Below are 13,700 nucleotides of genomic sequence, written 5' to 3' on the forward strand. Positions count from 1 at the left end.
ACTACAGGGAGAAACTCACATTCGCGGGCGCCGAAACGAGACGAGCCGCGATCGGATCGATCGCGGCCCGCTTCGGTCTCGCACGCGCCTCAGGCTTTCGCCGTCAGCAAACTCGGCAAGAACTGGTCCAGCGCCGCCTTGACCTGTTCGACGGTGAGGTCGGACTGGCAGATCGCGCGCATCGCCAAGCCTTCGATCAACGACTGCAGGATCAGCACGCGGGTGGCGACTTGTTCCTGCGGCACGCCCAGGCCGCCTTCGGCGGCGCTGCGCGCGAACCACGACGCCAGATCCGCGCGGAACACCTTGTCGGAGGCGTGGGTCGCCGCGGCGATTTCCGGATCGCGCGTGGCCTGCGCCGTCAGCTCGAGGAACAGGGCCGCGTTGGTAATGGCGGGATCGTTGGCCTGCCATTGCTGGAAGACTTCGGCGATCCCGCCGACCAGATCGCTGCTGGAATGCAGCTTGGCCACATCGGCCCGGGCCTCCTCGAGCTGGCGCTCGATGATGGCCAGGATGATGTCGTTCTTGCCCTTGAAGTAACGGTAGATCAGCCCCGCGCTCATCCCGGCCGTCTCGGCGATGTTGGCCATGCTGGCGGCGTGGAAGCCGTGCACGACGAAACACTGCTGAGCCGCGACCAGGATGCGCTCGCGCTGGGCCTGGGCGCGCGCGGCGGCCTTGGCGCTGGGCTTGGCGGTCGGATTGCCCGGGGTGCTCATTGGCTGCGCTCGTTCCAGCCACCTCCGAGCACTTTGTAGAGCGTGACGCGGTTGGCCTGCTCGGCCAGCCGCGTGGTCACCAGCCCCTGCTGCGCGCCGTACAGCGTGCGCTGGGCGTCGAGCTGGTTGAGGTAGCTGTCGCGGCCGGCCTTGTAGCGCGCGGTCGACAACTGCTCGGCGCGGCCGGCGGCCTCGACCAGCGCTTCCTGCGCCTGACGCTGTTCGGCCAGGGTCTTGGTCAGCGCCAGCGAATCGGAGACGTCGCGGAAGCCGGCCTGGATCGCCTTTTCGTACTGCGCCAGCGCGATCTTCTGGTCGGCCTTGGCCGAGGCCAGGTTCGCGCGCAGGCGGCCGCCCTGGAAAATCGGGATGTTGAGCACCGGAGTGACCGACCACAGGCGGGTGTTGCTGTCGAACAGGCCCGACAGTTCGTTGCTGGCGCTGCCGAAGAAGCCGGTCAGGCTGATCGACGGGAAGAACGCGGCGCGCGCGGCGCCGATGTTGGCGTTTTGCGCGCGCAGCAGGTGCTCGGCCTGGAGCACGTCGGGACGGCGCAGCAGCACTTCCGACGGCAGGCCCTGGGGCAACGCCGCCAGGCCGGTGACGCCGGAGGTGAGCTTTTGCGGCAGCAGGGCCGGATCGACCTGCTCGCCGACCAGCAGGTTCAGCGCGTTGATGTCCTGCGCGACCTGCCCGGCGTAACGCGCCGCATCGGCGCGCGCCTGCTCGACCTGGGTCCGGGCCTGGCTCAGCTCCAGCCCCGACACCGCGCCGAGTTCGCGGCGCTTCTCGGTCAGTTCAAAGGCCGACTGCTGGTTCTTCAGCGTCGCTTCCGACACCGACAGCAGTTCGCGGTCCGCCGCCAGGGTCAGGTAGGCGTTGGCGACTTCGGCGATCAGACTCAGCTGCGCGGCGCGGCGCGCCTCCTCCTCGGCGAAGTAACGCTGCAACGCCGACTGGCTCAGGCTGCGCACGCGGCCGAACAGGTCGAGTTCGAAGTTGGCGATCGAGGCGCCGGCCTGGTACTCGTCGGTGATCTGGTCGGGCGTATCGGTGCCGGTGCGGCGCAACTGCCCGCCGACGCTGAGCGACGGCAGCCGGTCGGCGCGCTGGATGCGGTACTGCGCGCGCGCCTTCTCGACGTTGAGCACCGCCACGCGCAGGTCGCGGTTGTTGTCCAGCGCGCGGCCGATCAGTTGTTCCAGGTTCGGATCGGCGAAGAAATCGCGCCAGCCGACGTCGGCGACCGCCGCGGCGCCGCCCGCGGGCGCCTCTTGCGAGGCGCCCGGGTCGGAGGTCAGCGGTTGCGCGCCGACGAAGGACTGGGTGGTCGGCGGCAGCGGCCATTGCGCCGGGATGCCGGCTTCCTGCGGCGGCAGCTTGGGCGCCAGGCTGACGCAGCCGGTCGCCGCCAAGGCGATCGCCAGCGCCAGGGCGTGGGTCGAAAACTTACTCATGGCTCTGCGCTCCTTGGGCGCTGTGCTCAGCGGGCGCGTGCTTCTTTCGGACGAAGATCTTTTCGACCACGACGAAGAACAGCGGAACGAAGAAGATGCCGAGGAACGTGCCCACGACCATGCCGCCGAGCACGCCGGTGCCGATCGCGCGCTGCGCGCCGGAACCCGCGCCGGAGGCCAGGGCCAGCGGCAGCACGCCGAGGCCGAACGCCAGCGAGGTCATGATGATCGGGCGCAAACGGTCGCGGACCGCAGCCAGCGTGGCCGAGATCAGGTCCATGCCCTTCTCCAGGTTCTCCTTGGCGAACTCGACGATCAGGATCGCGTTCTTGCTCGACAGGCCGACCGTGGTCAGCATCGCCACCTGGAAGTACACGTCGCGCTCCATGCCGCGCAGCCAGGTCGCCAGCACCGTGCCGAGGATGCCCATCGGCGCGATCAGCAGCACCGAGGTCGGGATCGCCCAGCTTTCGTACATCGCGGCCAGACACAGGAACACGATCAGCAGCGACAGCGTGTACAGCAGCGGCGTCTGCGCGCCCGCCTGGCGTTCCTGGAACGACAGGCCGGTCCACTCCAGGCCGATGCCCGGCGGCAGCTTGGCCACCAGCTTCTCGACCTCGGCCATGGCCTGGCCCGAGCTCACGCCCGGCTTGGCTTCGCCGTTGATTTCCAGCGCGGACACGCCGTTGTAGCGCTCCAGGCGCGGCGAACCGTATTCCCAACGGGTCGTGGCGAACGCCGAGAACGGCACCATCTCGCCCTTGTCGTTGCGCACGTACCAGCGGTTGAAGTCGCTGGGCACCATGCGGAACGGCGCATCGGCCTGCACATAGACGCGCTTGACCCGGCCGCGGTCGACGAAGTCGTCGATGTACTGGCCGCCCCAGGCCGCCTGCAGGGTCGAGTTGATGTCGGCGATGCTCAGGCCCAGCGCGGCGGCCTTCTGGTTGTCGACGTCGACGCGGAACTGCGGGGTGTCCTCCATGCCGTTCGGGCGCACGTTCTGCATCATCGGGCTCTGCGCGGCCATGCCGAGGAACTGGTTGCGCGCGGCCACCAGCGCTTCGTGGCCGAGCGCGCCGTTGTCCTTGAGGTAGAACACGAAGCCGTTGGAGTTGCCGAGTTCGAACACCGCCGGCGGCGCCAGCGCGAACACGAACGCGTCCTTGATCTGCATGAAGTTGCCCATCGCGCGGCCGACCACACCGTTGACGCTGTTGTCCGGCGCCGGGTTCTTGCCGAAGCTCAGCCACGACTTGAAGCGGTCGCCCCAGCTGGTGGCGCGCTCCTCCCACGGCTTGAGCTGCGAGAACGCCATGCCCGCGTTCTGGCCGTTGCCGGCGAAGCTGAAGCCTTGCACGGTGAACAGCGAATCCACGGCCGGGTCGCTGAGGAACTGCTCCTCGACCTTCTTGAGCACTTCGCCGGTGCGTTCCTGGGTCGCGCCGACCGGAGCCTGCACGATGGTGAACAAGAAGCCCTGGTCTTCCTGCGGCAGGAACGACGACGGCAGGCGGAAGAACATCACGCCCATCAGCACCGCCATCGCCGCGAACACCACCATGAAGCGGCCGGCGCGGGTGACGATGCCGCGCACCACGCCCTGGTACTTGAGGTTGCCGCGGTCGAACTTGTCGTTGAACCAGCCGAAGAAGCCCTTGTCGGACGCGTGGTGGCCCTTCTCGATCGGCTTGAGCATGGTCGCGCACAGCGCCGGGGTCAGCACGATCGCGACCAGCACCGACAGGAACATCGCCGAGACGATGGTCACCGAGAACTGGCGGTAGATCACGCCGGTGGCGCCGCCGAGGAAGGCCATCGGCACGAACACCGCCGACAGCACCAGGCCGATGCCGACCAGCGCGCCGGTGATCTGGTCCATCGACTTGCGCGTGGCTTCCTTCGGCGAGAGGCCCTCCTCGCTCATCACGCGTTCGACGTTCTCGACCACGACGATGGCGTCGTCGACCAGCAGGCCGATCGCCAGCACCACCGCGAACATGGTCAGCATGTTGACCGAATAGCCGAACAGCGCGAGCAGGCCGAAGGTGCCGAGCAGCACCACCGGCACCGCGATGGTCGGGATCAGGGTGGCGCGGAAGTTCTGCAGGAACAGGTACATGACCAGGAACACCAGCACGATCGCTTCGAGCAAGGTCTTGATCACTTCCTCGATCGCCACGCGCACGAACGGCGTGGTGTCGAACGGGGTCACCGCCTTGAGGCCCTTCGGGAACGAGGGCTTGAGCTGCTCCAGCTCGGCCTGCACCGCCTGCGCGGTGGCCAGCGCGTTGGCGCCGGTGGCCAGCGAGATGGCGATGCCGGTGGCCGGCTTGCCGTTGAAGCGGGCGATGGTGCTGTAGTCCTCCTGGCCGAGTTCGACGCGGGCGACGTCGGACAGCTTCAGCACAGCGCCGGAGCTGTTGGCGCGCACCACGATGTTCTTGAACTGCTCGGCCGTCTGCAGGCGGTCCTGCGCGGTGATGGTGGCGTTGAGCTGCTGGCCCTTCACCGACGGCGTGCCGCCGAGCTGACCGACCGCGACCTGGGCGTTCTGCGCGCGCAGGGCGTTGATGACGTCGGTCGGCGTCAGCTTGTAGGTGTTGAGCTTGTCCGGATCCAGCCAGATGCGCATCGCGTACTTGGTGCCGAACAGCTGGGTGCTGCCGACGCCGTTGACGCGGGCGAGCGGGTCGACCAGGTTGGCGGCCACGTAGTCGGCGATGTCGGCGCCGTTCATGCTGCCGTCCTCGGACACGAAGCCGATGACCTGCAGGAACGACGAGTTCGCCTTGGACACGCTGACGCCCTGCTGCTGCACGATCTGCGGCAGCAACGGCGTGGCCAGCTGCAGTTTGTTCTGCACCTGCACCTGGGCGATGTCCGGATCGGTGCCGCTCTCGAAGGTCAGCGTGATCGAGGCCTGACCGTCGGCCGAGCTGGTCGCCGACATGTACATCAGGCCGTCGATGCCCTTCATGTTCTGCTCGATGATCTGGGTCACCGAGTTTTCGACGGCCTTAGCCGAGGCGCCGGGATACGACGCGTTCACCGACACCGTGGGCGGCGCGATGGTGGGATATTGCGAGATGGGCAGCTGGGTGATCGCGATCGCGCCACCGAGCATGATGATGATCGCCAGTACCCACGCGAAGATGGGGCGATCGATGAAGAACCGTGCCATGAATGTCTCCGATTACTGCTTCGGCGCGGCGGCGGGGGCCGCCGGCTTGGCCGGGGCGGCGCCCTTTTCGGTCGCGTCCACCGGCATGCCGGGGCCGATCTTCTGCAAGCCTTCGACGATGACCTTGTCGCCGGCCTTCAGGCCGCCTTCGACCAGCCACTTGTCGCCGAGCGCCTGACCGACCTGGACCTCGCGCGGCTCGACCGCGCCCTTGGCGTTGACCACCATCGCGGTGGCGTTGCCCTTGGGATCGCGGGTCACGCCCTGCTGCGGAACCAGCAGCGCGTTCTGGCGCACGCCGGTGCCGACCAGCGCGCGCACGTACATGCCGGGCATCAGGATGTTGTCGGGGTTCGGCACCACCACGCGCAGCAGGAAGCTGCCGGTGCCCGGATCGACGGTGACTTCGGAGAACGCCAGCTTGCCGTCGTGTTCGTACTTGGTGCCGTCCTCGAGCAGGATCGACACCGGCGCGCTGGCTTCGCTGAGCGTGCCGGCGGCGATCTGCTTGCGCAGCGCCAGCAACTCGGCGCTGGACTGGCTGATGTCGACGAACACCGGATCGGTCTGCTGCACCACCGCCAGCGCATCGGCCTGCTGCGCGGTGACCAGCGCGCCGGCGGTGACTGCCGACTTGCCGATGCGGCCGCTGATCGGCGAGACGATGCGCGCCCGGCCCAGCACCACGCTGGAGCTGGCGACCTGAGCGCGGCCGGAGGCGACATCCGCGCGCGCCTGCTTCAGCGCGGCGGTCGCGTTCTCGTCGTCCTGCTTGCTGACCGCGTCGATCTTGACCAGCTCGCTGGAACGGCGCGCGTTGAGCTGCGCCGAATTCAACGACGCCTCCGCGCGCGCCAGCGTCGCCTTGGCGTTCTCGGCATCGGCGGCGTAGGTCTTGTCGTCGAGCTGATACAGCGGCTGACCGGCCTTGACCAGCCCGCCCTCGGTGAACAAGCGCTTCTCGACGATGCCGTTGACCTGCGGCCGCACCTCGGCCACCAGCGACGCGCTGGTCCGGCCCGGCAGCTCGCGGGTCAGGGTCACGGTCTCGGGCTTCAGCGTCACCACCGTGACCTGGCCCTTCTGCCCGCCGGGGCCACCCGGCCCGCCTTGTTGATCGCCGCCCTTGCCACAGGCCGCGAGGGCCAGCGCAAGCGCGGAAACGGTGAAAATTGTCTTATAGGACATGGACTTGCGCGACGGCATGGGGAAGCCTCAGGTATGGGTGCGGCCGGGACGGACTGCGGGCGGGGCGTAGAATGAACGATCATTCTCTTTTTTTGAGTGTGAACGTTCCATCAACAGGAAGCTCTGGAGCGCCCGGTTTCGGGGGTCTGGAGTCGATTGGATGTGTTTTTTTGTGCGGAGCAGCAACGGGTCGGCCGATTCGGCAAAGTCCACATCCATTCGCCCATCCACAGCCCCGCGCGGACCGGTGCGGCCCGACCTATCACGAATCGGACTCAACGCTTGTCCGAGCAGTACGCCGAGCCGCTGTCTTTGCCGTTGCGCACCAACGACACGGAGTAGTCGGTGCTCCCCGCAGACGACCACGCTTTCAGCTCGAACCCGGTTGCGTCCTTGCACAACAGCATGGAGCGGGTACCGCCGCTTTGGCTGTCGGGCCGGATCAACGTCCAGCCGTCTCGATCCAGTTGCGCACGGTAGTAACGCACCAGCTCGTCGATCGAATGCGACGACCGCAGGTATCGGATAGCGCTCACCGGGCCGCCGTGATTGAACAGCAGCATCGCTGAGGCGTCCCGATCCCCTTTCGGGACGGGAAACACCAGAAGCCGCTGCCGCAACTCTTGCAGCAGTGGACCATTGACTCTGTCCCGATGGCGCTGACAACCCTCGCTCAGCGCGTAAACGAGCGCGACCGCGATGGCGAAGCGAATCAACGCAGCGATCATTTTCTTCGGCTCAGCATCCATTCCGGTCGTCCGTTGCTGCTCTGTCGAGATGGAAGATCTGGAGCGCTTCGCCGCTCCATCTGAGCGGTCGAATGCGATCCGAAGGCCTCAGAAGATCGCGAAGATCATTATCAAAGCTGCAATGGAAACAGACGCGACGAGATCGAACCTACCTTCTTTCTTCACCAACAAAGCGCACAACATCGGAATCGAACCGAGATGGATCCGCAACGCCTGCCGCACGAAAATCTCGACCCCCAGATGCTCCTTGGACTCATATCCGAGTCTTGCGGCCATGACGAAGTAAGCGCCAAAAACAGACCAAGAGATCGCCAGCAGAAAGCCCGCCGCCGCAAGGACGACCAGCACTCTGCTGGATGTTTTTCGCGCGCACAACCAGCTCACCAGTCGCAAGCACATATAGCTTGACGCCAGCAGATACATCGGCATCAATCCCGCCACAAGATAGCTTGTCGGCTGCTCAAGTTCCGCTCCGACAAGAAATCCGCTCGCGAGAAAGACCGTTGCCGCCATGACAATCGCCGCGACCCAGCGGCCCGCCTCATTCAGGCGGAAATCCATTGGCGCCTCCCAAGTTCGGCGATCGTGGCCGCTGCGAACTTTGCGATCGGTACTTCAGCTGTGCCGGCCATTCTCATGTCGGTATCTGAGCGTGTTTCGTATAGGTCACTAACAGTACCGCTCGCTGCGCACCTGGTTCGTCCAGGTCAGATCGAGCACGTAGTCCACGCCACCGTTCTGCGGCTCGGCTCGAATAACCAAGCTGACACGGTCTTTGCAGAACCGCTCTTGCCGATCCGATGTCCGCTTCTTGGGCGTCCATCCCCTCGCTTTGGCAAGCGACTCGTAATAATTGGAAATTTCCTGTGGCGTGCCGTCGGCATGAAACCAGGAAGACACGCTCGTGAGCACATCCCGGTCGAGCGCTTCGTCTGCGGAAAGTTTCGTCGAGCCTTGCCACACGGGGAACGATTTCAGCTCCCGCATAAGCGCCACTACCGTTACCTTCGACGAATCGTCGTCGACCAGGCTTCGCCTCAACGGGCCATCCATGAGGACTACGGCCGCGAGCACAGCAGCGAGGCCGGTCACAACTATCGACGCGGGCTCTGATAGTTTCATTTTTCGCGCGGCCATATCTGGCGGTTGTACTCGGAATGCGCCGAAATCCCCGGTGTACCGATCCCGAATTCAAGCGCTTTGCCTGTAGCGTTGGCGCTGAATCCACCACCGATATAAAAGAATCCGTTGGCGCCGCCAGACCATCCAGGCAGGAACTTGTCGATCTTTTCCGGTTCGCCAGATTTGGGCAGCTCCGGGCACGTCAAGAATCCCGCCACGGCGGAAAAGGCGATCGGCCTAGTTCCACCGGTGAGCAGATCCTGAATCGAGCCATTAGAAGCCCCGTATCCAAAGTAGACACTACCGGTTCTCGATACGGTAAGAGAAGCCGAACCGAGGTAACTGGAAATCGATCCCTGATAGTAGTCCGGTATTCGCGACGGGCCAGACTCCCACGACAGCTTATACCCTCCGTTATTGAACGAACCCGGAGACTCCAGACCAAAAGGATCGATGAATGATATGGGATTCGATCCAACATAGGCGTAGGTACTTGGGCCGCCCATCAAACCGATAGGATCACTTTGAACATACCGTCCGGTAAGCGATTCGTAGTCTCGGAAGTAGTTGTAATTGGTCTCGCTCCGCATATCGAAGCGTTGCCCAGCAAAGCGCATGTTCATTGCGAACTGTTGCCCGTCCAGATCGGGATCCTGGTTCGGCGAACTGTTGCCGAACGCATCGACCTTCGCGTTCCAAGCCCAGATCGCGGTGCTGCGACCAGGATCGACCACTGCGCGAGGCGTACCAATACGGTCTGACTGGACATACATCAGGGATTGCCCAGCCCCATTACCCACGGTCAATCCCACAGGGAAGTCGCCGAACCACACAGCCTGCTGCTTGGCCGCACCGGCGCCGTCGTAGTCACCGATCCAATTACCCGTTTCGTCATACAACGTGAACGTGTCGACCGCGCTGGCGCTCGGACCGGCGGCGACTCGCTCACCGAGCGCGTTGTAGCGATAACCAGCCTTAACCACACCAGCCTGCTTGAACTGGCTCAATCGCCCGTCAGCGTTATAAACGAACTCCTTGGCGGCGCCGCCGATGCTGACGGTATTGCCAGCCGCGTCGTAGCCGCGGGCTACACCGGCCACGCTGCTCAGGCGGTGGCTCGTGGCCGGATACACATAGGTATCGGTGATACCGCCATGTAACAGGCTTTTGCGATTGCCGGTTTCGTCATAGGTATATGTCTCCAGCGGATTGGACGAGCCGTCCCGAGTGACGGTCAGCCGGCCAATCGCGTCGTAGTCGTACTTGGCCTGCACCACACTTTGCAGCCCATCCTTCAACTCGGTCATCTCGCCAACCGCGTTGTAACCGTAGCTCAAGGACAAGCCGCCACTGGCGTTGTCGAGAATCGTCTTCGCACGATAGTCCAAATCGTACGTGCGGCTCAGGACGCGACCATTGCCATAAGTCCAGCCGCTGACCGGGCCAGCGGGTTCGTATGTCGCATTGTTGAGCAGCACCGTGCGGGCGCCGCCGCTGGGCCGGACGCCGATCTCCTTGATCCGAGCCTGCGCATCGCGAACGTAGTCCACCACCGTGCCGTCGGGGTACGTCACGGTGTTGAGCCGACCCGCGACGGTGTAGGTGTAACTCAGATTGAAGCTCTTGCCCGCAACAGTCTGGACCTTGCGCACCACTTGCCCGAAGCGGTCGTAGCAGTACTTAAGTTCGGTCCCGTCTGCGCGCATCGCAGTGACGCGGCCCGTAGCGAATGTTTCGCCGGCTGTGCACGTGCCGTTGACCGTGTCGTAGTCGTACTGCACGTCGGCCGGCCCGCTCGCCGTGTAAGACACGGTCTTGGGACGACCCAACGCGTCGTAGGTGTAACGATGCGGCTCCGGATCGTTCGCATCCTGCTTGGTCGCGACATCGCCCGCGGCGTCGTAGGTGTAATTGGTAATGCCCGTATCGGGGCTGGTCAGACGAATCCGATCGCCGAAACCGTTGTACGCATAGACCGTATCCAGCCCCTTAGGGTCGGTCACCTTGGTCACCCGGTCGAGTGCGTCGTACTCGAACTTGGTTTCTACATTGAGCCCGCCGACGTCCTGCAAGGTGCGCAACAACCTGTTTAGAGGATCGTAAGACTGATCGGCCAAGCGACCGAGTGCGTCGGTGGTTCGATCTTGATTGCCCCGGCCGTCGTAACGAAAGACGGTGGCGTTTTGCGAGGCGTCCTTGTTCGCCTGCAGCTGACCCAACGAGTTGTAGACACGGGACAAAGTCCGCTTCAAGGTCCCGGTGGACGTCTTGGTCTCTTCCTTGAGGCGCTTATCGTCGTTGTCGAGCGTGTAATGAATGGTGTTGCCGTCGTTGTCCGTAATATCGGTCAACCGCTGTGCGGCATCGTAGGCATAAGTTAGCGACGCGCCGTCGGGCAGCGTCGATTTCTTGATCCGACCGGTGGGCCAATACTCGAAACGGGTGATGCGATCGTCGGCTTCGCTGTTGTTGTCGGCGCCACGGATCTTGGTCGCCAGCAGCCAGCCCCGCGTCGAGTACTCGTTGTCGGAAACGACGCCGTTCACGTCCTTTCCGGACAGGAGCCGGCCAGCGGAGTCGTATCGGAGCATTTCGGTCGATCGCCCGAGCGCATCGGTGATCTTCCAAAGGTCGCCCTTGCGATAGTCGCAGTTCGCGGGCGTAGTGGCGCAGCCAACGGCGTCGGCCTGGTAATAGGTAAACCGCGTCACATCCACCACATCGCTGCGCGGTCCATCCACCGCAATCAATTGGCCGAGGATGGGGCAACGGCCCGCATCTACATCGGGCTGTTCGCAATAGGACCTGGTGGTGATGCGTTCCGCACCGCTTGCCGGATCGACGGCAGTAGCAACCGTCGGCTGTCCGCGCCCGTTGTAGCTCCACTTGTCTTTCTTAACCGCGGCGCCTGCGCTATCGAGCGTGCGTTGTTCGCTGGGTTCATTGTAGGCGGCGTTCCAATCGGTTTGAACGGTCCGCGTCCACGGCGTAACCGCCCCGGCTTCCGTCAGCCCCTCGGTGCGAGCGGTCAGATTCAATCCGGCATAGCTGTAGTTGGTGCGCGAACCGCCCGCGGCCGCGTCGTAAGCGATGCGCCAGCGGCTCTCGTAGCCTCTGGACAGCGATTGCGGAACCGTTCCCGCGCCACCTGTCGTGGTCGAGCCTTGCAGCCGCTTGAACTCGGCCGCTTCGTAGCTGAAGGTTCTGACCGCACCGGACGGCAGCGTGACCCGCGTTTGTTGCATCGAGGGATATTCGAGCGTGACCTTGCCGACACCGCCCGCATGCTCGCTGATCGTCACCCAGCCGTGGTCGTCGTAGGAGTACGTCGCCAGCCTGGTTCCGGACTCGTCCACGACGCCGGTCAGGTGGCTGGGGAAGCTGGCCGGATCGCATCCGGAAATCGTGGCACCCGCGGCATTACGGCACAGATAAGCGGTTTCGCCATACAGATAGCTGCGCCCTGCCCCGGCGACGCCGTCGTGCCACGCAGAGACTATGCGCCCCTTGGCATCGTGGTCGTACTCCATCAGCACGCGTCCCTCGGACTCGATCCGCGCGAGCCTGGGCTGTTGCTGATCGCCCGGAACGACCGTATAGCTGAACTGAAGGACGCGGCCGCGCGAGTTGGTGGCGCGGCGGACCAGATTCGGGAACGGGCATTCGTCGCTGCCCAACTCGGTAGCGCTGCAATAGGCCAAATCGACCCAATGGCTGGCGACTTGCTTTCGCACCAGCGTGCCGCTCGCATCGAACCAAATGACGTTCTGGCCCGGCTTGCTGAGTTTCCAGACGCCCGCCACCGGATCCGAAGGTGTCTTGACGGGTTTGCTCAGCGCGAGATTCGGCGAGCTATGGGACAGATAGGTTCCCTGTCCCGGCACAACTTCGTATAGGCGCTCGACGTAACCGTCCGAGCGGACCCAGAAGGTCGCATATCCCGAACCATCGAAGGTCAGGCGATCCGAGAAGGAATGGGACCAGTTGTCGCCCAGTCCCGACGACAGGGGGAAATCCGCAATCGAGTTGTAAGCGCGTCGGAAATCGAAACCGTCCCATGCGAAATCGTCTTCGCGGTACTCCTTATTGCCGTAGTCCGCCGAACAAGGATTGCCTACTCGGTCTTTCAGCGGTTCGGCGGAGATATTCGAGTTGCAGCCCGTCGAATAAGACGCCCGCTGGCTCAGCCATTTGGTGATAGAACCATGTGCGCCGTTGTTGCAGACCAACGGCCAAATACCATAACGGGGTTCGCCATACGTATTGTTGCTGGCCGTGAACAGTTCCGGGCAGCGATATTCGTCGACGCGATCGATGCGATAGGCATATGAGTCTCCGCTCGCCGAAGTCGCGACGATGCGACGTTCGTTGGGAATGGACCCGCCGTTGTAATGGATTGCATTCATCGTCACCAATGCGCTGCGGCCGGCGTTGGCGCTTGAGCTCGACCACATCGTGTAAGGCGGCGACAGATAGGCGCCGGACAACACCGGGGTGTAATTGTTGTTGAGCGGATAGGCCCGCATGCTCGCGGCAACCATTTCCTCCTCGCTACGGCATTTCATACCGTAGCAATCGGTGTAATTGGACGTCGCATGCCCGTCGTAGTAGCCCCCCTGATAGGACTCGTACTTACGAGAAGGCACGGTGTAAGTGAGCTCGACCCTGCTATGACCGAGATCGCGCACGCTTGTCTTGCGCAGGAATTTGTTGCCGATCGGCGTCGGAGTGGGTTCTTCCCTGATAAAAGCCTCGGCTTCCTCCAGAGTGCTGAAATCCCTCCATTCAGCGTTCGGCATGTACCGCGTGGCACTGAAGACGTATTCAGCCGGAGTTTGCGCGTTGACGTTTCCGCAGCAAACGAGCGCGGCAAACACGCCGCACCGCACCGCCCAAAGCATTCCCTTCATCTTGAACTCCCAATTCCCCGGTCGACGACGACCGCGATTCGCGACGCTTGTTTGAAGGCCGAACGATCTGCCCGGCCCTATCTTGCATCGACATACCTACAGCGCTGATTCCGGCAATGGATCCAGCATTTCCCTCGCAATTCCATCTCACGCCAAGCATGCCCGACTCGGGCCGAACGGGTTCGAATGGGCGAACACTAAAGCAGCTGAACTCGCAGGCAGAACCACCCGTGGACGACCGTTGACCCCGCATCGGAGCAAACGCCCCCTGTCAACTGCACTGAAGCTGGCTGGCACGACCATCCATAGCGTGGCGGGGCTGCGAGACATAACGCAACGCTTTCTTTGTAACTTTGCAGCGCAGA

Annotated in this window: 8 protein-coding genes; all 8 read right to left on the bottom strand. The window is 63.7% G+C overall.

Going from position 1 to position 13,700, the window contains the following annotated elements:
- Nucleotides 1–89 precede the first annotated feature (89 nt).
- The 8 genes from JHW38_RS13935 to JHW38_RS13970 all read right to left on the bottom strand — a co-directional run bounded on the left by JHW38_RS13935 (nucleotide 90) and on the right by JHW38_RS13970 (nucleotide 13,335).
- A complete protein-coding gene (locus tag JHW38_RS13935) occupies nucleotides 90–722 on the bottom strand; it encodes a TetR/AcrR family transcriptional regulator (protein WP_207521922.1) in 633 nt (210 codons plus the stop codon).
- Nucleotides 719–2,179, bottom strand: a complete 1,461-nt coding sequence (locus tag JHW38_RS13940; RefSeq protein WP_207521923.1) for an efflux transporter outer membrane subunit — start codon at nucleotides 2,177–2,179, stop codon at nucleotides 719–721. Before JHW38_RS13940 ends, JHW38_RS13935 begins: the two co-directional genes overlap by 4 nt.
- Nucleotides 2,172–5,366 carry an efflux RND transporter permease subunit gene (locus tag JHW38_RS13945; RefSeq protein ID WP_207521924.1) on the bottom strand — a complete coding sequence of 1,065 codons (3,195 nt, stop codon included), beginning with the start codon at nucleotides 5,364–5,366 and terminating at the stop codon, nucleotides 2,172–2,174. Before JHW38_RS13945 ends, JHW38_RS13940 begins: the two co-directional genes overlap by 8 nt.
- Nucleotides 5,367–5,378: 12 nt before the next feature.
- Nucleotides 5,379–6,554 (bottom strand): efflux RND transporter periplasmic adaptor subunit, encoded by a 1,176-nt coding sequence (locus tag JHW38_RS13950; RefSeq protein ID WP_207521926.1) that lies wholly within the window; start codon nucleotides 6,552–6,554, stop codon nucleotides 5,379–5,381.
- Between the two features lie 275 nt (nucleotides 6,555–6,829).
- Nucleotides 6,830–7,303: a hypothetical protein gene (locus JHW38_RS13955; protein WP_207521927.1), complete on the bottom strand. Its 474-nt coding sequence runs from the start codon at nucleotides 7,301–7,303 to the stop codon at nucleotides 6,830–6,832.
- 87 nt (nucleotides 7,304–7,390) lie between these two features.
- Nucleotides 7,391–7,864, bottom strand: coding sequence for a hypothetical protein (locus JHW38_RS13960; RefSeq protein WP_207521928.1), 474 nt, complete (start codon nucleotides 7,862–7,864; stop codon nucleotides 7,391–7,393).
- A gap of 108 nt (nucleotides 7,865–7,972) precedes the next feature.
- Nucleotides 7,973–8,344: a hypothetical protein gene (locus JHW38_RS13965; protein WP_207521929.1), complete on the bottom strand. Its 372-nt coding sequence runs from the start codon at nucleotides 8,342–8,344 to the stop codon at nucleotides 7,973–7,975.
- 77 nt (nucleotides 8,345–8,421) lie between these two features.
- Entirely contained in the window at nucleotides 8,422–13,335 is a 4,914-nt protein-coding gene (locus JHW38_RS13970) for an RHS repeat-associated core domain-containing protein (RefSeq protein ID WP_207521930.1), read from the bottom strand.
- Nucleotides 13,336–13,700 lie beyond the last annotated feature (365 nt).

Origin of the sequence: Lysobacter enzymogenes (genome assembly GCF_017355525.1) — a bacterium.
Lineage (GTDB): Bacteria > Pseudomonadota > Gammaproteobacteria > Xanthomonadales > Xanthomonadaceae > Lysobacter > Lysobacter enzymogenes_C.